The organism is Achromobacter sp. F4_2707 (genome assembly GCF_047501535.1).
GTDB lineage: Bacteria > Pseudomonadota > Gammaproteobacteria > Burkholderiales > Burkholderiaceae_B > Yanghanlia.
Genome location: NZ_JAZDRJ010000002.1, coordinates 156,484 through 174,116 on the forward strand (window position 1 = coordinate 156,484; position 17,633 = coordinate 174,116).

Sequence of the window (17,633 nt, forward strand, 5' to 3'; positions counted from 1 at the left end):
TGATTCCATCAGACGGCAAAGGGGATACGGCTCTGAGCGCCCCCTTTGCCGAGAGTGAGAGACTTACTTATTGACGATGGGCTTGGCGACAGCGGCGGCCTCAGGCCATACGGTGACCAGCTTGCCATCCTGCCACTGCATCAGGGTTGTGGTCACAGCCTGGTTCTGGCCGTTTTCCGCAAAGTCGAAGCCCCAGCCCGTGGCGGTGGAACCCACCGGGCGCTTGTAGGCCATGACAGCCTCGCGTACTTTGTCGCCATCGGTTGAGCCGGCATCTTCGATAATGTCGAGGAAAGCATGGGCACCAACATAGTTCACCAGGCTATGGCCCGAACGAGGTTCCATGCCATAGCGTTCTTTGTAGGCCTCTACGAAAGCCCCCAAGCCCGGCGCGCCCTTCTCGTTGGTGAGGAACTGCGGGAAGTCAATATTGAATGCGCCCTCGATATCCTTGCCCAGCGCCTTGGCGGTATCAGCCAGGGAGTAGCCGCCACCCGCGCCAATCATGGCCTTGGGTTTGAAGCCCGCCGACTTGGCCTGACGGAAGAACAGAATGGTGTCGTTCTGGTAGGACGTTTGCAGCACGACATCAACCTTGGCGCCGCGCAGACGCAGAATCAGGGCCGAGAGATCCACTGCCTTGGCTGAATACGGAAGCGTCTCGACTACATTCAGGCCCAGTTCCTTGGCGCGTTCAGTCTGGAATTCGGCCACAGTCTTGCCATACAGGCCATCCTCATGAATGATGGCCAGGTTCAACGATTTCGGGTCAACACCAAGCTCGGGAGCGATAACATCGCTCACCGTGTCGACCATGGCATAGGCAAAGTTCTTGGCCGTGGAGTTACTGCGATATACGTTCTTGTAGCCGCGGTCGGTGATGCTGTCGGAAATGGCGCCCAGCTCGAAGAACGGCACGCCAGCCAATTCCGTCACTTGTGAGCCTGCATACGAAAGGGCTGATGAAAACGTGCCGAACACAACAGCAACATCTTCCACCGACGTCAGTCTACGCGCTTCACCTACTGCTTGGTTGGCATCAACGGCGTCAGCCTTGACCAGGCGAATCTGCTCGCCCAATACGCCGCCCTTGGCGTTACGCTCTTCTACTGCCAGCTCAAGCCCGCGAAAGCTTTCGTCTCCCAACTGAGCGAGTGCGCCACTAAAGGGGTATAGCGCCCCCATCTTGATATCGGCTACTGCGTTGCCTGCAGCAAGGCTCAAGGCAAAAGCCGCCGTCATGGCGATTTTGTTTAAACGGAATTTTTTCTGCACAACAGTCTCCTTATTGAAGGCAACGCTTTCGCTTTACTGCGTCGCCCGCTCCACGATGGATTCATATTTGAAGCGCTTCATATTTGGAACAAAAAAAATGGATTGGGAGGAATTTTGAAGTTCCTATGTTTTCCCTAACATGAACTTGAAGCGCTTCATATTTTGCTATTGCATTATTACAATGGCCGTATAAGCATGTCAATCAGGGAAAAAAGGGAGACACCCAATGCAAAAAAACAAGCGGCGCCCCACGCTGGCAGACGTCGCGCGCCTTGCCGGCGTGTCGTTGGGCAGCGCGTCAAGGGCATTGTCTGTTCCTGATCAGGTCAAGCCCAGCACCTTAGACAAAGTGCAGCAGGCCATCATACAACTTGGCTATATCCGCGACGGCACGGCGCGGGCGCTGGCATCACGCCGCACTCACACCATTGGCGCCATCTACCCCACCCTGAACAACCCGATTTTTGCGCATTCAACCCACTCACTTCAGCAAACCCTCTGGGGGCATGGCTATCAGCTGCTGATTGCCAGCCACGAATACCATCTTGACGACGAATTGGCCGTCACCCAGGCCACGCTGGAACGCGGTATCGACGGGCTGATCATGGTCGGAACAGACCATAGCGAGGCAATATTCAGCCTGCTGGAACGATGGAAACTTCCGCATGTGCTGACATGGTCCACAGATGATTCTTCTTACCCCCATTGCGTGGGGATTTCCAACTTTCAGGCTGCGTTTGATTTGGGCCAGAAAGTGCTGGAATACGGCCACCGTCGTATTGCGATTTGCGGCGGCGACATTGCGCGGAACGAACGCGCACGCGGCAGGCGCAACGGCGTATTGGCCGCCATGGCCGAACAGGGGCTGACAGTTCCTGATAAATGGCTGATTGAAGCCGCGTTTTCCTATCAGGGGGGGCGTGACGGGTTCCGCCATTTGTGGAGCCTCGAAGACAAACCCACGGCTATCGTTTTCGGCACGGATCTGCAAGCGATTGGCGCTTTATACGAAGCACGTAAAATGGGGCTGAGTATCCCCCGGGACGTCTCCATTCTGGGCTTTGACGGCATTGAAGAAGGAAAACTCATGCAACCTTCCTTGGCGACTGTCGGCCTGCCCGCGCACGAAATCGGCCGTTTGGCTGCAAAGCGCATCATCGACCTGATAGAAGGCCGCGAGCCGCCTCCAGCGACCCCGCTGCCCCACACGCTTTTATTGCGAGACAGCTTAGGCCGCATCGACCCTCAACCATGAGCCTTACCACTAACTTATATAGCCTTCCCGCCATCCCCCCACCTCCCCCCGCACGTGCTGCATAATGTTTGCTGTAAAGCAGCCATTTAATAGCAATGACCACACAAACCGGAAAAAAACGCAGCCAGAAGACTGAAGCGGAAGCCGGGCGGCGCAAGCGCCGGGGGTTTTCTCCGTGGCCGATCGCCGCCAGCGTGGTGGCAGTGCTGCTGTATGTGTTCTACCCGCAGATCAGCGCGGTGCTGCCGGGGCTGGAAGACGACAGCGTGCGCAATATTGCGGCAGTGGCGGTTTTCTATTCCTTTGGCTGGTTGCTGGGCCATACCTTCCGGGCCATTGTGACTCGCAAGGGCAAGGCGGCGGGGCGGCGCAAAGTGCCTCGCCTTCTGAGCGAGCTGGTATCGGTCACGCTGTTCACCATTGCCACCATGTTGTCGATCGGGCTGCTGATCGGCAAGTCGTCGGGCGGCGTGCTGGCCAGTTCCGGCCTGATTATCGCTATTCTGGGGTTTGCCATCCGCAACGTGCTGGCCGACGTACTGGCTGGCATTGCCTTGGGGTTGGAAGCCCCGTTCCGTATCGGCGACTGGGTGGAGTTCGATTCGGTCACCACCGGCCGTGTCACGGAAATCGGCTGGCGCACTACCCGTATTCTTACGGCGGACGACACCTACATGATTCTGCCCAACAGCCAGATTTCGCGGCAGATGCTGACCAATTACAGCGCCCCCAGAAAGCACTACCAAGCCAGTGTGCAAATCACCCTGCGCCACCGCATTCCTGTTACCCAGGCCAAAGCCCTGCTAAAAGAAGCCGCCCAGATAGCGTTTGAGAACCCCGGCATGGTGGCCACGCAAAAGCCCATTGTGCGCGCCACCAGCTATGGCGCCGAGGGCATTACCTACACCCTTAAGTATTGGGTGTCGAACTTCGCCTTCGACCTGGAATGCCGCGACGCCATGCTGGCCGCCATCGACAGCACCCTGCGTGAGCACGATGCCCTGCCCACCATAGAGCGTGTCAGGCTGGTGGTGGGCGAAGACAAAGTCGTTAGAAGCAATGACTAGTTCAGCGTGATGTTGGTGTCGCGAATAATATCGGCATAGACCTTGGCTTCGGCTTCCAGGAAGGGGCCGAACTCTGCGCGCGGCATGCCACCGGGAATCAGGCCCATGGATTCGATCTTTTCACGTACGTCCGGCATTTTCAGGATTTCCTGCGCTTGGGCGGTGAACTTGTCGGCAATGGCTTCGGGCGTGCCCTTGGGCATGAACAAGGCAAACCAGCCACGCGGTTCGAACGAATGCATGCCCAGTTCTTTCAGGGTGGGCACGTCGGGCAGCCAGGAAAGGCGTTCGGGGCCGGTAACAGCCAGCAGCTTGAACTTGGGCAGGTGCTGGCGCGACGAACCGGCGTCAAAGAACGTGGCGGTGAGCTGGTCGCCCATCATGGCGGTCATCAGTGGCGCGGCGCCCTGGTAGGGAACGTGGGTCAGTTCGGTACCGGCTTGCAGGTTCAGCAACGCGCCCTGCAAGTGCGACGATGTGCCTGCGCCATAGGTGCCGTAAGTATGGTTGCCGGGCTCGCTCTTCACGTATGCAATCAGTTCAGGCAGGGTGTTGGCCGGAATGCTCTGAGGCACGGCCAGCACGCTGGTACTGACTGCAACTTGCGTGAGAGGGATGAAATCCTTCAACGGGTCGTAAGGCAGGTTCATGAGGGAAATCTGCTGAACCATGGCCGTGATGGAAAACAACACGGTATAGCCATCGGGTTCAGCCTTGGCCACCTGGTTGGCGCCAATGGTGCCGCCCGCACCCGAGCGGTTTTCAACAATCATGGGCTGCTTCCACTCTTCCTGGAATTTCTGCGCCATCATGCGCGCCAGAATGTCGGTGGCGCCGCCTGCGGGGTAAGGCACGATCAGGCGGATGGGTTTGTCCGGGTAGTTGGCGGCGGCGTCCTGCGCGATGGCGGGAGCGGCGCTCAGCATGGCTGCACAACCTAAAAGGGCGGCTGTACGGCGTACGAGTTTCAACATTGTTGTCTCCTTTGGTTTATAGCGTGTAATAACAAGATTCTTCAGTACCTCTGCAGCATCCGGGCTTGTCCTACCCTGTTATCCGCCCGTGTATCCGGGTATCAATACCCAAAGAATCAAGCCGTGGCGCTCGATTCCGTACTCCGTTTGTTTTCCTGTTCCTGCAGTTCGCGCCACATGATTTTCCCCGTGCCGGATTTCGCCAATTCCTTCACAAAGCGCACTTCTCGCGGCGCCTTGTAGACGGCCATGCGCTCGCGGGCCCAATCGATGATGTCCTGCTCGCTGACTTCGCCTTCATGAGACGGGTTCAGCACGACCAAGGCCACCACCGATTCACCCCGTTTGGCATCGGGCTTACCAATGATGCAGGCTTCATAAACGGCGGGGTGTTCGTACATCATGGCCTCGACTTCGGCGGGCCACACTTTGTACCCAGAAACGTTAATCATGCGCTTGAGGCGGTCGCGCATGAAGAAATAGCCTTCTTCATCTACCAGGGCAAGGTCGCCGGTGCGAAAGAATTGTTTACCGTCCAGCTCAATGAAGGCGGCGCGTGTTGCTGCCTCGTTGCGCCAGTACGCTTTCATGACTTGGGGGCCGCGTGTGACCAGTTCTCCGACTTCCCCTTGGGGCAGTTCCTGCAAGGTGGCCGGGTCGATAATGCGCGATTCCACGCTTTGGGTGGGTATGCCCAGGCACTGGCGTTTGCCCCGGTGCATGGGGTTGGCGTGGAGAAAGGCTGCGGTTTCGGTCAGCCCATAGGCTTCGTTGTAGCTCAGGCCGAAACGCTCGGCGAGCATGGCCGCCACGCTTTCTGGCATGGCAGCCCCGCCGCCCGACAGCATGGCCAGGCTGGAGAGGTCGCGGGTTTGCGCACTGGGCTGGGCGAAGAATTCCAGCACCATGGCGGGCGGGGCTGTCCAGGCGGTGACGCGACAGCGTTCCACCAGTTCGACGGCTTGGGCCGCATTCCAACGGGGCATCAGCACGATGGTGGCGCCCAGGGTGAGCGGCATGTTCATACCGTTTTGCATGCCCAGCATATGGAATAACGGCGCCACCGCGAGGAACACGGAATCGACATTCAACCCCCGCCAGACCTGCGAGGCCAGATTAGACGCCAGCATGGTGGAATGGCTGTGGTAACACCCTTTGGGGTGGCCGGTGGTGCCAGAGGTATAAGGCAGAACCGCCAGGTCATCCGGGCCAACCCCGGTTTCCTGAACCGCGCCCTGCCAGGCCAGCGCTTGTGCGAAAGCGTAGATGTCAGGGTGGGAAGCCGGTTCAGTGGCGCAGCGCATGGCTTCGGGAAGGTCTTGAATGCCTTCGGGTGTCAGCCCCGCTGTATACCCGTAAGTAATCAGCGACTCCAGGTGGGCGCCGCCTGCGCTTTTCAGCAAGGGCTGTACATGCGGCAACAAGTCTTGCGCCACAAACGCCACGCGGGCACCGCTGTCTTCTGCGTAGTATTGGACTTCCAACAAGGTAGACATGGGGTTGACCGGCACGATGGCCGCCCCCGCGCGCAAGGTGGCGAAATATGCCATCACGAATTCGGGGCTGTTCTGGCTCATTAGCAGGACACGATCCCCGCGCTGCACGCCAAGCTCTTGCTGCAGCCATGCGGCCATGGCTTCCACGCTGTTGTGCAGTTCGGCATAGCTGATTTCGCGTTGGCAGAAAATCAGAGCAGGCTTATTGGGGTAGCGCTGCGCAGCCGTCAACAGGTAGTGGTTCAGCGTGACCTGGGGAACGCGCAGTTCCTCAGGGACGCCTTTCGGCCAGAATTGGTTCTTCCGCATGGGTTGCACCATGGTTGTTGTCTCCATTACAACTTTTATTACTTCAAATGCTGCCCGCGTTGCCGCAGGCTGGTTTCATACCCGCTGGTAAAGCGTGACGACACAGGCCCCGCCCAACCCGAGGTTGTGCTGCAGGGCCAGCCGCGCGCCTTCTACCTGGCGTTGGTCTGCGGTGCCGCGCAGCTGCGATACCAGCTCATAGCATTGGGCCAAGCCGGTTGCCCCCAGCGGGTGACCTTTGGAAAGCAGCCCGCCCGATGGGTTGGTGACGATACGCCCGCCATAGGTGTTGTCGCCATCCAGAATGAATTGCTCGGCAGTGCCTGGCGGCGTCAGGCCCAGGGCTTCGTAGGTGATGAGCTCATTAACGCTGAAGCAGTCGTGCAGTTCAACGACATCTAAGTCTTCGGGGCCAATGCCGGCCGTTTCGTAAACCTGAGTGGCGGCGGCAACTGTGATGTCGTAGCCCACCAACTTGCGCATATCACCGGAATCGAAGGTGCCGGCGGTGTCGGTGGTCATGGCTTGGGCGGCAATGATGACGCGGGTATCCAGCCCGTGCTTTTTGGCGAAGGCCGGTGAGCAGACGATGGCCGCCGCTGCGCCACAGGTGGGCGGGCAGCACTGGTAGCGGGTAATGGGCCCGAACACGGTGGGCGAAGCCATGACTTCATCCAGCGTGAGTTTGTTACGGAACACGGCCAAAGGGTTCCGGGCGGCATGCTGACGCGCCTTAACCGAAATGCGACCGAAGGTGTCGGCACGGATGCCGTACTGCTTGATGTAATCTTGCCCGGCTCCACCGAAGAACTGCGCCGCGCGCGGTGCGGCGGGGTCGAAGCCTTGCGTTTTCTCCATGCTATCAATGAAGCGCTGCATGGGCGAGGGGCGGTCGTCGTACGTGCTTTTCAGCGCGCCGGGCACCATTTGTTCGAAACCCACCGCGAGCGCGCATTCCACCAGGCCGCCGGCCACCGCCTGGCGCGCCAGGAACAAGGCGCTGGAGCCTGTGGAGCAGTTATTGTTGACGTTGAAAACGGGAATGCCGCTCAGGCCCACCCCGTACAGGGCGGCTTGCCCGGCCGTGGAGTCGCCGTAGACATAGCCTGCGTAAGCCTGTTCCACCAGGGAATAACCCAGGCCCGCGTCGTCCAGCGCCAGCTGGGCGGCCTGGGCGCCCATGACTGGGTAGGCATCGCTGGTTCCCGGCTTGGTGAAGGGAATCATCCCCACCCCGACCACATGAACGGGGCGCTCACTGGCAGACATGTCTCACTCCTGACTGTATTTATTTGCTAGTCAGTATCGGACGCTGCCCGTGCATAACCAATCGCTAATCAATTCAATCTGAGTGGCAAAAAGTGACACCTGGGTTGGGGACTTGGTGTGCGTCTCGATAGGCGCCGGGCGATAACCCCGTCCAGGCTTTGAAGGCGCGATGGAACGTACTGGCTTCTGAAAAGCCCACCTTACTGGCAATTTCTGCCAACGATAACTCAGACCGCACCAGGTACTCGACAGCAACGTCGCGGCGCAAGGCGTCTTTCACCTGTTGGTAGCCATAGCCTTCTCGCCGCAGGCGGCGGCGCAGGGTTTGCGGCGTGGTGGCCAGCATGCGGCTGACCTCTTCCAGAGTCGGCATCTCTTCTGATAGATAACGCCTTAACACCCGGCGGATTCTTTCTGTGGAACTGGCCTGATCCCGGTAGCGCAACAGCAGGCATTCCGGCACCTGCTTAAGAAATTCTTCCACGCTCTGGCTGTTTTGCACAATGGGTAAATCCAGCCATTTGGCGTCGAAACGCAGGCCGCAATCGTCGTTTTCCAGGCGAATGGGCGCTTGAAACAACTGCGACGCTTCGCTACGCGGCACTTTGAAACTCGACTGGTAAACCACTTCCGAAACAGGAATACGCCGCGCCACCAGCCAGCACATCACCCCATACCCAAGGAATACAAAAGCGCGCGCCCCATAGTGTTGAGGGTTCTTCAGCGAACCGCGTGGTGACAGGCGCACATAGGCTACGCCGTTACTGACTTGCAAGCGGGGTGCGAAATCCGGCAGCAAAGCGTGGTAGTAGCGCAGGCCATGGCGTAAGGCCTGCCCCAAAAACGGCTGGGTGGCCATGAAACGACAGGCGGTGGCCAGCGTTCCCAAGGGTACAGGTTGCGAGCACAAGCCCCAAAGTTCGTCGCGCCGGCCGCGCACCATCAGCCGCATGAGCCGCGCAAACTGCCGCTGTGTGACCCGCGCCAGATCCGACCTCAGCAAGGCGGGGCTGATGCCGGCCCGTGTCAGCAAGGCTTCGCGCTGGGCGCGATCCTCGATTCCACTCACGATCTGTATGACCTGATGAATGGATATGGTGTGCTGAATGATGGGCGAGTTGGATTCATATGACATGAGAACTTGCCTGCAAGAAAACGGCTGCAACCCACCAGCAGCCATGCGTTGCATAGCGAGAGTGTTACAGTGTTTGACTGCCTGCCATGGTAACACCCGAGCATTACAAGCGGCAGAATGTGACAGTCGGGCGGCCCTGACAGTTGGGGGACCCAGACAGTTGTTCAGCCCGCAATGCCAGGGCGTGAATCGCTGCTACGATATGCCCTCGGAATACGGCCACTGGCACTGAACCCACCCATGCTTGCCCTTTGCGACCTTCACCCGCTGCCGTATCAGGCAGACCCCGACGCTTATTTTGCGCGTATTCACAGCCGGCCCGGCGCCGTCTTGCTGGACAGCGGGCGCCCGGTGGCCGACCGGGGTCGCTTCGATATTCTGAGCGCATGGCCACTGGAAACGTTTGGGCCGCAGGCGGGTGAGCCGGGCACGGCTTTTTTTGAGCGCGTGCGAAGTCGTATGGCGGCTTTGGCCCCGGCGGGCTTTGCATCGGGCGTTGAGCTGCCCTTCGCAGGCGGCCTGCTGGGCTATCTGGCCTATGACTTTGGCCGCCGCCTGGAAGCGTATACCCAAGCTGACGGTGCGGTGGACGACTTACAGCTGCCTGATGCCCACCTGGGTTTGTACGACTGGTCGTTAACGAGCGACCATCTGGCCCGCGCCAGCTATCTGGTTTTCCATCCGGCCTGCCCCGCCGAAAAGCGCCGGCAATTGGTGGCGTTGTTTGAGGCGCCGCAAGGGGCGGTGCACGACTCGGGATTGGGCTCTGATTTAGGTTCAGGTTTGGATTCCGGTTCAGGCTCGAGCTCGCGCTTGGATGGGGCGGCGGTGCCAGTAGGCTTTCAGTCTGTGGCTCGCACTGAAGTGGAAGCTGCACCGTTCACACTGCTGGGCGACTTTCAGCCCACCATCAGCCGCAACACCTACCGGCAGGCCATTGAGCGGATTCACGCCTATATCCGGGCGGGTGATTGCTACCAGGTGAATTACACCCAGCGTTTCCAGGCCGACTATCGGGGCGACCCCTGGGCGGCCTACCGGGCGCTGCGCCGGGCCTGCGCCACTCCTTTTGCGGGCTACCTGAACCTGGGGGGCGATAACGCCATTCTCAGCCTGTCGCCCGAACGCTTCATCCGCCTGCAAGAAGGGCGGATCGAAGCCCGCCCGATTAAAGGCACACGCCCGCGCAGCAGCGACCCGACGCAAGACCAGGCGCTGGCCCAAGCGCTGTGCGCCAGCGCCAAAGACCGCGCTGAAAACCTGATGATTGTGGATTTGCTGCGTAACGATATTGGCCGCTCCAGCCGCGTGGGTTCGGTGCGGGTGCCGGAACTGTTCAGCCTGGAAAGCTACCCAAACGTGCATCACCTGGTGAGCAGTGTGGAAGCGGAACTCGCCCCGGGCCTGGACGCCTTCGACCTGCTGGCCGGCAGCTTCCCCGGCGGCTCCATTACCGGCGCGCCCAAAATCCGCGCCATGCAGATTATCGACGAGCTCGAACCCCACCGCCGCAGCCTGTACTGCGGCTCCCTGCTTTATATCGACACCCGCGGCAATATGGACAGTTCCATCACCATCCGCAGCATGCTCGCCCGCAACGGCCGCATCAGCTGCTGGGCGGGCGGTGGCATTGTCATGGATTCAAATTGGGAAGACGAATACCAGGAATCCCTGGATAAAGTGCAAGTGCTGTTGAACGCGCTGCAGGGCGACGTTCACCGGTAGTCGCGAGCTTAGTGCGTCAGCGTCATTTGGGCGATGTAACCAGACCGGGTTTCCCCTGCTGACTTCGCCCTTTGGTCGAGCAAAGCGAGAATGCGTCGGGGCAGCGTGATATTCACGCGCTCCGTCGTGTCATCAATAAGTGCCGGATCGACCTCGGCAATGGCCCAGATCCAGCCTTCGTATTCGCCGGTTTTTTGCAGATCGGTGATGCTGGAAGGCTTGGGAATAGTTTCACCACTGCTTATGGCTTCCTCAATCCAAAGAGCAATCGCTTCCTTGGCATTTTCTATGGCCTGATCAATCCCCTCGTCGGCAGCAGAAAAACAACCGGGGAGATCGGGCACGACAACGCCCCACGCAGTCGTGTCAGAGCCGGGCTCGATAACAATGGGGTATTTCATTTGATCTCCTTACTTAATCCCAGCTTGACCAAGCAGCTTGTTCACCAGCCCAATACCTAAATCTTTTTTGGGATGCGGCACGCTGATATGGCCAGGACGCGTCGGATGACGATAGACGTGGTGCGAACCTTTTACATTTCGCAATTGCCATCCTGCCTGTTCCAATCGCTTGATCAGGTCTTTGCTGTTCATAATGTGTACTATACACACAGGAAAAGCAATATTCAAGATCGTAGAACTTCATCTAGGAGACTGCGCAACAGCCTAGGCAGGTCTTTGGAGAACGATTATTCAGCGCTCCCAGACGCCGCTTTTGCCGCCTTCTTTGCGCAGGAGTTGTACTGATTCAATCACCATGCCTTTGTCGATGGCTTTCAGCATGTCGTAGATGGTGAGCAGGCCGACGGAGGCGGCGGTGAGGGCTTCCATTTCCACCCCTGTCTTGCCGAAGGTTTCGGCGCATACTTCAATGGTGACAGTATGGCGTTGGGCGTCGAGTTTGAATTCAACGCTGACATGGGTGAGCGGCAAAGGGTGGCACAGGGGTATCAGTGCCGACGTTTGTTTGGCGCCTTGAATCGCGGCAATGCGGGCCACGCCCAGCACATCGCCTTTGGGGCTGGCGCCATCGGGGTTTCGCAGGGCATTGAACGCGGCAGGAGAGAGCTGGATGCTGCCTTGCGCAATGGCTTTTCGATGAGTGGGGGCCTTGCCGCCGACATCCACCATCCAGGCCTGGCCCTGGGCATCGAAATGGGTCAGGGATTCGCCTTGGGGCGATGGCTGCTGCGGCTCAGGCTGAGAGTTCGGCTGCGAAGTCATGTTAACTGCCTTTTAGAAACGGTCTGCCAGCGGGTAGACCGCCAGTTCGATACCTTCTTCGATTTTCGTGCCGGGCGGGATTTCTGCCAGGGCGGTGGCGAACACGGCGCCGCTCAGCATATTCGAGCCTTGCATGGCCATGGGCTTCACGCGGAAACCATCGGCGCTGTTTTCCAGCACGACCCGCAGGAACTCGCGCCGTGAGTCGACTTTGCTGCGCGAGAAACCAGCACGCGCCATAAGCTTCCAGGGCCGCGCTTGTTCAACCGACACACCGGCCATGCGCTGCAAAGCGGGCAAAGCCAGTTGGCGGAAAGTTACCAGGCTCGATACCGGGTTGCCGGGCAGCATGAATACCCGGCAGGCGCCGATACGGCCCCAGGTGATGGGCTTGCCCGGCTTAATGGCCAGACGCCATTGGGTAAGTTCGCCCACCTGCTGCAACGCATTCTTGAGGTGGTCTTCTTCACCCACCGACACCCCCCCGGAACACAGAATGGCGTCGGATTCAGCCGCCGCTTTTTCCAATGCCTGGCGGGTCGGTTCAAGGCTGTCGGGCAGAATGCCGCCGTCGATCACGATAAACCCTTCGGCCTGCAACATGGCAGAAAGCATCTGCCGGTTGCTGTCGTAGATTTTTCCCGGCGGCAGGGGCTGGCCCGGCGGCACGAGTTCATTGCCACTGGAAAACACCGTGACGCGCGGCTGCGGCACACACGGGGCATGGGCGTAGCCTTGTATGGAGAGTAAGCCGATGGCGGCGGGCGTAATGCGCTGGCCGCGCGCCAGCAGCGGCTCGCCCCGGCGCAGTTCTTCGGCCTGTCGGCGGATGTTCTGGCCGTCTTTAACGTTGGGGGCTTCGCCTGCTGAAACGGTGTGTGTGATGACCTTACGCTCGGCGTCTAGCGTGACGTTTTCTTGTATCAACACGGCGGTCGTGCCGGCAGGAATGGGCGCGCCGGTGAAAATACGTGCGGCCTGCCCCGGCAGCAAGGCGAGTTCAGCTTGGTCGCCAGCGGCGATGCGCTGCACCACTTGCCAACTGTCGCACTCGTTACCGCTGATGGCGTAGCCATCCATGGCGCTGTTGTCGAAGGCGGGCACATCGTGCTGCACCAGAATGTCGCGCGCCAGCACCCGCCCGCCCAACCGGGCCAACGCCACCTCTTCTTCACCTTCCAGCGGCTGGTGAGTTTCCAATAACGAATTCAGGGCAAAGTGGTAATCGAGAAGTTCGGACATATTGATTGGGGTAGAGCAACTGGGTCTAGGAATCGGGCAGCCGTTTAGCTTGCGCCTTGTCAGGAATCGAGCGTTTGCAAGGTTTGCAGATCGTTGATGTTGGCGAAAGCGTTGGTGTTTTCAAAGTGGACGGGCACACAATGATTGCGCTGCAGCCAGCTACGCAAGCGCAGATCCTTCATGTCGCGCAGGTGAGGTACCAGGCTGAGCAACATGCCGGGGCGACACATGAAAATACCATGGTGGCTGCTGCCTTCCGTCATCGCCACGGCGCATGCGACCTCATCGGCAGCCAGTGCCTCAGCCAGGCGCGGCACGAGATCTTCAGGCAGCAACGGGACATCGCACGGCACAACCAGCAAAGCATCCAGCCAGGCCGGAAAGCGGGGTAAGGCGCTGACCACGCCGGCCAGCGGCCCTTTCAGATCATAGGCGGGGTCATCCTGAAACACGGGAAAGCCCAGCGCTTCGTACTGCGCCACATCGTTATTGGCGCTGACCCCGATATACGCCACATGAGGCCGCAAAACATTTGCCACATTCGACACCAGCGGCCGGCCCCGGAAGGGCTGCAAGCCTTTGTTGCGGTACCCCATGCGGCTGCCTTCGCCGCCAGCCAGTATCAAGGCGCCGATACGCCGGGGCGTGCAACCCTGGCCGGGCTGCGCGGAGGCGCCTTCCGCCCCTTCGCCCGCTTGCGCCACCGACCAGCGCTGCGCAGCCTGTTGATCGCTGGTTTTGGCCTCGACCCACAGTTCACTGCCATCGGTAAAGCATTCCTGCTTCCAGAACGGCGCCTGAGTTTTGAGGTAATCCATAATGAAAACATTGGCCTCGAACGCATCTTTGCGATGCGCACTGGCGGTGTCCACCACCACAATGTCTTCGCCCACCCCGATACGGCCCACCCGATGCACAACCTGAGCTTTTTGCAAGCTCCAGCGCTGCCGCGCCAGGCCAATAATGCGTTCGATCTCAGCTTCCGTCACTCCAGGGAAATGTTCCAGCACTAAATGCGAAATAGGGGCGCTACGAGCGTCGTTACGCACGGTGCCGACAAAGCGTACTTGAGCGCCGCAGTCGTCGCGCTGGGGCGCGCCTTCCTGCGCTGAGCCTGAAACAGCGGCCAGGTTGATGGGTTCGGCCTGAATACGAACGCTGAACATGGTGTCAGCCCCCGGTAACCGGCGGGAGGATGGCAACTTCATCGCCCGCGCTCAGCGGCGCGGGGCCGTGCAGAAGCTGTTGGTTGAGGGCCAGTTTGAAAACCCGGCCCGGGCTGAGCGCTTCGTCCCAATCAGGGCCGCGCCCGCGCAGCGCACTGAGCAGGTCGTCGGTCGTGCCACCGGACCACTCCAGTTGCTCGCTGCCGGAAGGCTGCAGCAATTTAAGGGAGCCAAAGTAGGTGATGGTGATCATGTGTGCAAAAGGAAGAAGTTGCGCCGCCGGCAAAGCGCCAACGCGCTGCAACCAGTATATCAACCCGGCCTGTTAGCAACGCATTTAAGCCTGCACCAGCGTACCGAAGTAGTGTAGTATTGAATACCAGTCCCAGCGCCTGCCGCTTGGGGAAAATCAGTATCTGATCTACAGGAAGCTGCAGCATGTCCGCGTCGGTCATAAGCCCCGTCAATCCGTCTTCTTCCGCCGATGCCTTGGCGTCGCGGCCGCGTGCGCTGATCGACAGCTTCAACCGCCGTATCGATTACCTGCGCGTCTCCATCACCGACCGCTGCGATTTACGCTGCCAGTACTGCCTTCCTGAAGATTTCAAAGGCTTTGAAGAGCCCGCCAACTGGCTCACCCACGACGAAATGGCCCGGCTCATCGGCCTGTTCGTTGGTTTTGGCGTGGCAAAAATCCGGCTCACCGGGGGCGAACCCCTTACCCGCCGGGGCGTTAGCGAACTGGCCACCAAAATCGCTGCGCTGGATGGTGTAACCGACTTGGCCATTTCCACTAACGGAACCCGTTTAGCTCGCCATGCCGCTGAACTGCGGCAAGCGGGGGTGCGCCGCCTGAATGTCAGCCTCGACACCCTGGACGCCGCCACCTTCAAGGAAATCACCCGCCGCGACCGCTTGCAAGACGTGCTCGATGGCCTGGATACCGCCCACCGCGTGGGCTTTGATTCCATCAAGATCAACTGCGTGGTGCACAGCCAAAGCAACGAAGAAGACATCGCCCGTTTGCTGGATTTCACCATGGCCAAAGGGTTTATCCTGCGCCTGATCGAAACCATGCCCATGGGCGATAGCGGGCGGCAGTACAAGCACGTAAACCTCAACGAAATGGGCGCCCGCCTGGGCGAACGCTACGGCCTGGTGGCAACCGTGGAACACCGTGGCCCCGGCCCCGCCCGCTATTGGGCCACGCGCGACAACATCCCCGCCCTGGGGCTTATCACCCCGATGTCGCAGCATTTCTGTGCCTCGTGCAACCGGGTTCGTCTTAGTGTGGATGGCACGCTTTACCTGTGCCTGGGCCAGGAAAATCAAATCTCTTTAGGCACCGCCTTGCGCAAAGGCGCAACCGACGACGAACTGCGCCAACTGATTCTGGCCGGCATTGCCGCCAAGCCCGAACGCCACGAATTCACCACTGCCCCAGAACGCGTCATCCGGGTCATGGCCAAAACAGGCGGCTGATTCACCGCCATGCCTGCAATACAACCCCGTGTTTTCGGCATTGCCGGCCGTTCCGGCAGCGGTAAAACCACGCTTATAGAAGCCATGCTGCCGCTGTTTACAGCGATGGGGCTGCGCGTGAATGTGATCAAACACAGCCACCACGACCTGGAGCTGGAGCCGCCCCGCAAAGACAGTGCGCGCTTCCGCCAGGCGGGCGCACAGGAAGTCATGGTCGCATCCCCTTACCGTTTCGCCATTGTGCACGAACTGCGCGGCCGGCCCGAGCCGCCCTTGGCCGAACAAGTCGCTCGCTTGGCGCCCGCCGATTTAACGCTGGTGGAAGGCTTTAAGCACGAAGCCATCGCCCGCCTGGAAGTCTACCGCCCTGCTAATGGCACGGAACCCCTGCACACTGAACCGGATAGCGGCTTTGTGGCAGTGGCCGCGCCAGAAGACGCGTTGCTTGACACCCCCTTGCCCCGCCTGCCGCTCGATCAGCCGCAAGCGGTGGCGCAGTTTATTTGCCAGTACCTGCAGCTTCCCGTTCGCGCCTAGAAGCCCGAGAAAAAGAGGCGTATTCTGAGCTCCCGCGCCGGGCCGAGCGTGTTGTACCATGCTCACCATGCAACCGGGCTATTCAATCGAACAGTTTTTGCAGCGCCTCCCCCGCTGTTATCGCCTGCCTGAGCTTGCGAACGGGGGCGATGCGGCCTTGATGGCGCGGCCAGACGGCACCCGCTGTTCTGTTCAGTTGGCCGTCATTCTTGAACAGGCCCGCCAAGCCTTGGCGGCGGGTGCAACCCCGCCCAACGAATTCGCGCAGGCTTTTGTTCAGGCCATGGCCGAAATGATTCAGGAAGCTGCGCAAGCGAACTCTGGCGACCCGGTGTTTCAGGCCATGGTGCTTGAACGCCAAGAACCTCTCGTTAGGGAATTTTCGGCGTTATCCAGTCAGTTTCAACAAGACAAGCGCCGCGTACAAGGCTTAATTAACGCCATTGCCCACCCTGAGAAGCTTCAACGGCACCCGCCCGGCCCGCTAAACGACGCGTTATCGCAACTAGGCGACGCCGGCGCCGCCGCACAGTGGTCGCGCCTGCCGGCCCTGTTGCAAGAGGCGCTTTCCGCGCCTGACACCCGCAACGATTCCAACATGGCCGACACGCTGACACAAATACGGGAAGCGCCCGCCCTGCAGCGCTTGATACGCTTAGACATTCTGCGTGAAGACCGGGCGGTGAAGCAGTATCTGGCGCTGCGGGAACAGTTCGGCCCGAGCGCCAATAGTGCGGCGGCGGCCCGGCAAGGCGCAGAAGGCCGCAAACGCGGCATGGGCGTAGAAACATTGGCCGCACAAGCGCTGGAAGTCCTGGCCCAGCAACTTGACGGCAAAGGCGACGGCTCCACGTCGTATCGGGTTGTCACTGCCATGTATGTGCCTGCCAGCCTGTCTGCGGGGCATCATGGAGCAAAAACCGAGTGGGATGTTGTCTTACTTAAACAGGCTTCCGATAGCGACAGTGCGGCGCCCACCTTCGATATGTGCCTGCTGCTGGAAGCCAAAGCTTCGCCCGACTCTGTGGGCGGCGACCTGCCCCGCCTGCTGCGCGGGCTGCAGTTGCTAGCGGCAGCAGACCCAGAGGACGTCTATATATTTAGAGCGCGAGAAGGCAGCTTCCCCTTGCGCGGCGCCTCCTTGAGCCAGTTGCCCACTCAGCCGGATCGCTTGGCCGGGAGTGTGCTGTATTGCAGCGACGCCCCCGCTGAACCGCACCCACGCTTGCTCAGCGCAGCCAGCCGCATGAAGCTGCTGTCAGCGCCACAGAGCCTGGAGTTTGCCGCCGCACAGGCTAAAGGAAGCACGCCAGATCTCCAACCACTGCAATCGCTGTGGCAGCAGGTGTTATCGGAACCTGAATGGAACAGTGTGCTTTGCCAGACGCTGGCCATGGAAGAAGCGCGCAAACTAATGGTGCATACGGACGATTTATTAGCAGGTGCATATCAGCTGTAATTCGCCTTTGTTATGATAA

Annotated in this window: 17 protein-coding genes; 6 read left to right on the forward strand and 11 right to left on the reverse strand. The window is 59.8% G+C overall.

Annotated elements, in window-relative coordinates:
- Window positions 1–63: 63 nt before the first annotated feature.
- Window positions 64–1,242, reverse strand: coding sequence for an ABC transporter substrate-binding protein (locus VRY85_RS02725; protein WP_414597245.1), 1,179 nt, complete (start codon window positions 1,240–1,242; stop codon window positions 64–66).
- 259 nt (window positions 1,243–1,501) lie between these two features.
- On the opposite strand from VRY85_RS02725, the gene VRY85_RS02730 reads away from it, so the two are divergent.
- Window positions 1,502–2,530, forward strand: coding sequence for a LacI family DNA-binding transcriptional regulator (locus VRY85_RS02730; RefSeq protein ID WP_414597066.1), 1,029 nt, complete (start codon window positions 1,502–1,504; stop codon window positions 2,528–2,530).
- Between the two features lie 95 nt (window positions 2,531–2,625).
- The gene (locus VRY85_RS02735) at window positions 2,626–3,597 is read left to right on the forward strand and encodes a mechanosensitive ion channel family protein (RefSeq protein ID WP_414597067.1); all 972 of its coding nucleotides are present in this window, start codon (window positions 2,626–2,628) and stop codon (window positions 3,595–3,597) included.
- Here VRY85_RS02735 and VRY85_RS02740 read toward each other — a convergent pair.
- The 4 genes from VRY85_RS02740 to VRY85_RS02755 form a co-directional block, all read right to left on the reverse strand.
- Window positions 3,594–4,571, reverse strand: coding sequence for a Bug family tripartite tricarboxylate transporter substrate binding protein (locus VRY85_RS02740; protein ID WP_414597068.1), 978 nt, complete (start codon window positions 4,569–4,571; stop codon window positions 3,594–3,596). The genes VRY85_RS02735 and VRY85_RS02740 overlap by 4 nt on opposite strands.
- Before the next feature lie 116 nt (window positions 4,572–4,687).
- A complete protein-coding gene (locus VRY85_RS02745; RefSeq protein WP_414597069.1) occupies window positions 4,688–6,376 on the reverse strand; it encodes a long-chain-fatty-acid--CoA ligase in 1,689 nt (562 codons plus the stop codon).
- A gap of 75 nt (window positions 6,377–6,451) precedes the next feature.
- Complete coding sequence (locus tag VRY85_RS02750) at window positions 6,452–7,645, reverse strand: lipid-transfer protein (protein WP_414597070.1); 1,194 nt, start codon at window positions 7,643–7,645, stop codon at window positions 6,452–6,454.
- A gap of 73 nt (window positions 7,646–7,718) precedes the next feature.
- Window positions 7,719–8,780 carry an AraC family transcriptional regulator gene (locus tag VRY85_RS02755; protein ID WP_414597071.1) on the reverse strand — a complete coding sequence of 354 codons (1,062 nt, stop codon included), beginning with the start codon at window positions 8,778–8,780 and terminating at the stop codon, window positions 7,719–7,721.
- A 240-nt stretch (window positions 8,781–9,020) separates the two neighbouring features.
- On the opposite strand from VRY85_RS02755, the gene pabB reads away from it, so the two are divergent.
- Window positions 9,021–10,505, forward strand: a complete 1,485-nt coding sequence (gene pabB / locus VRY85_RS02760) for an aminodeoxychorismate synthase component I (protein ID WP_414597072.1) — start codon at window positions 9,021–9,023, stop codon at window positions 10,503–10,505.
- 8 nt (window positions 10,506–10,513) lie between these two features.
- On the opposite strand, the gene VRY85_RS02765 is transcribed toward pabB, so the two are convergent.
- From VRY85_RS02765 to VRY85_RS02790, 6 genes are all read right to left on the reverse strand, one after another.
- Window positions 10,514–10,906, reverse strand: a complete 393-nt coding sequence (locus VRY85_RS02765) for a type II toxin-antitoxin system HicB family antitoxin (RefSeq protein ID WP_414597073.1) — start codon at window positions 10,904–10,906, stop codon at window positions 10,514–10,516.
- Window positions 10,907–10,915: 9 nt separating this feature from the next.
- Window positions 10,916–11,098 (reverse strand): type II toxin-antitoxin system HicA family toxin, encoded by a 183-nt coding sequence (locus VRY85_RS02770; protein WP_414597074.1) that lies wholly within the window; start codon window positions 11,096–11,098, stop codon window positions 10,916–10,918.
- Window positions 11,099–11,197: 99 nt separating this feature from the next.
- Window positions 11,198–11,728, reverse strand: coding sequence for a cyclic pyranopterin monophosphate synthase MoaC (gene moaC / locus VRY85_RS02775; RefSeq protein ID WP_414597075.1), 531 nt, complete (start codon window positions 11,726–11,728; stop codon window positions 11,198–11,200).
- Window positions 11,729–11,740: 12 nt separating this feature from the next.
- Window positions 11,741–12,970, reverse strand: coding sequence for a gephyrin-like molybdotransferase Glp (gene glp, locus VRY85_RS02780; protein ID WP_414597076.1), 1,230 nt, complete (start codon window positions 12,968–12,970; stop codon window positions 11,741–11,743).
- A gap of 59 nt (window positions 12,971–13,029) precedes the next feature.
- Complete coding sequence (mobA, locus tag VRY85_RS02785; protein WP_414597077.1) at window positions 13,030–14,136, reverse strand: molybdenum cofactor guanylyltransferase MobA; 1,107 nt, start codon at window positions 14,134–14,136, stop codon at window positions 13,030–13,032.
- 4 nt (window positions 14,137–14,140) lie between these two features.
- Window positions 14,141–14,452 (reverse strand): MoaD/ThiS family protein, encoded by a 312-nt coding sequence (locus VRY85_RS02790; RefSeq protein ID WP_414597078.1) that lies wholly within the window; start codon window positions 14,450–14,452, stop codon window positions 14,141–14,143.
- 122 nt (window positions 14,453–14,574) lie between these two features.
- Here VRY85_RS02790 and moaA point away from each other — a divergent pair, with 122 nt between their 5' ends.
- Genes moaA through VRY85_RS02805 form a run of 3 tightly spaced genes read left to right on the forward strand, consistent with a single transcriptional unit; the run spans window position 14,575 to window position 17,614 of the window.
- Entirely contained in the window at window positions 14,575–15,618 is a 1,044-nt protein-coding gene (gene moaA, locus VRY85_RS02795; RefSeq protein WP_414597079.1) for a GTP 3',8-cyclase MoaA, read from the forward strand.
- A gap of 9 nt (window positions 15,619–15,627) precedes the next feature.
- Entirely contained in the window at window positions 15,628–16,155 is a 528-nt protein-coding gene (gene mobB / locus VRY85_RS02800) for a molybdopterin-guanine dinucleotide biosynthesis protein B (protein WP_414597080.1), read from the forward strand.
- A gap of 58 nt (window positions 16,156–16,213) precedes the next feature.
- The gene (locus VRY85_RS02805) at window positions 16,214–17,614 is read left to right on the forward strand and encodes a 3-deoxy-D-arabino-heptulosonate 7-phosphate synthase (RefSeq protein ID WP_414597081.1); all 1,401 of its coding nucleotides are present in this window, start codon (window positions 16,214–16,216) and stop codon (window positions 17,612–17,614) included.
- Window positions 17,615–17,633: the final 19 nt, after the last annotated feature.

What these genes read in the sequence shown, in the direction of transcription:
- moaA (WP_414597079.1), top strand. Translation starts at nt 14,575, where the DNA reads ATGTCCGCGTCGGTCATAAGCCCCGTCAATCCGTCTTCTTCCGCCGAT.
- VRY85_RS02725 (WP_414597245.1), bottom strand. Translation starts at nt 1,242, where the DNA reads ATGACGGCGGCTTTTGCCTTGAGCCTTGCTGCAGGCAACGCAGTAGCC.
- VRY85_RS02755 (WP_414597071.1), bottom strand. Translation starts at nt 8,780, where the DNA reads ATGTCATATGAATCCAACTCGCCCATCATTCAGCACACCATATCCATT.
- VRY85_RS02805 (WP_414597081.1), top strand. Translation starts at nt 16,214, where the DNA reads ATGCTCACCATGCAACCGGGCTATTCAATCGAACAGTTTTTGCAGCGC.
- mobB (WP_414597080.1), top strand. Translation starts at nt 15,628, where the DNA reads ATGCCTGCAATACAACCCCGTGTTTTCGGCATTGCCGGCCGTTCCGGC.
- VRY85_RS02730 (WP_414597066.1), top strand. Translation starts at nt 1,502, where the DNA reads ATGCAAAAAAACAAGCGGCGCCCCACGCTGGCAGACGTCGCGCGCCTT.
- pabB (WP_414597072.1), top strand. Translation starts at nt 9,021, where the DNA reads ATGCTTGCCCTTTGCGACCTTCACCCGCTGCCGTATCAGGCAGACCCC.
- mobA (WP_414597077.1), bottom strand. Translation starts at nt 14,136, where the DNA reads ATGTTCAGCGTTCGTATTCAGGCCGAACCCATCAACCTGGCCGCTGTT.
- VRY85_RS02740 (WP_414597068.1), bottom strand. Translation starts at nt 4,571, where the DNA reads ATGTTGAAACTCGTACGCCGTACAGCCGCCCTTTTAGGTTGTGCAGCC.
- VRY85_RS02745 (WP_414597069.1), bottom strand. Translation starts at nt 6,376, where the DNA reads ATGCGGAAGAACCAATTCTGGCCGAAAGGCGTCCCTGAGGAACTGCGC.
- glp (WP_414597076.1), bottom strand. Translation starts at nt 12,970, where the DNA reads ATGTCCGAACTTCTCGATTACCACTTTGCCCTGAATTCGTTATTGGAA.
- VRY85_RS02770 (WP_414597074.1), bottom strand. Translation starts at nt 11,098, where the DNA reads ATGAACAGCAAAGACCTGATCAAGCGATTGGAACAGGCAGGATGGCAA.
- VRY85_RS02765 (WP_414597073.1), bottom strand. Translation starts at nt 10,906, where the DNA reads ATGAAATACCCCATTGTTATCGAGCCCGGCTCTGACACGACTGCGTGG.
- VRY85_RS02750 (WP_414597070.1), bottom strand. Translation starts at nt 7,645, where the DNA reads ATGTCTGCCAGTGAGCGCCCCGTTCATGTGGTCGGGGTGGGGATGATT.
- moaC (WP_414597075.1), bottom strand. Translation starts at nt 11,728, where the DNA reads ATGACTTCGCAGCCGAACTCTCAGCCTGAGCCGCAGCAGCCATCGCCC.
- VRY85_RS02735 (WP_414597067.1), top strand. Translation starts at nt 2,626, where the DNA reads ATGACCACACAAACCGGAAAAAAACGCAGCCAGAAGACTGAAGCGGAA.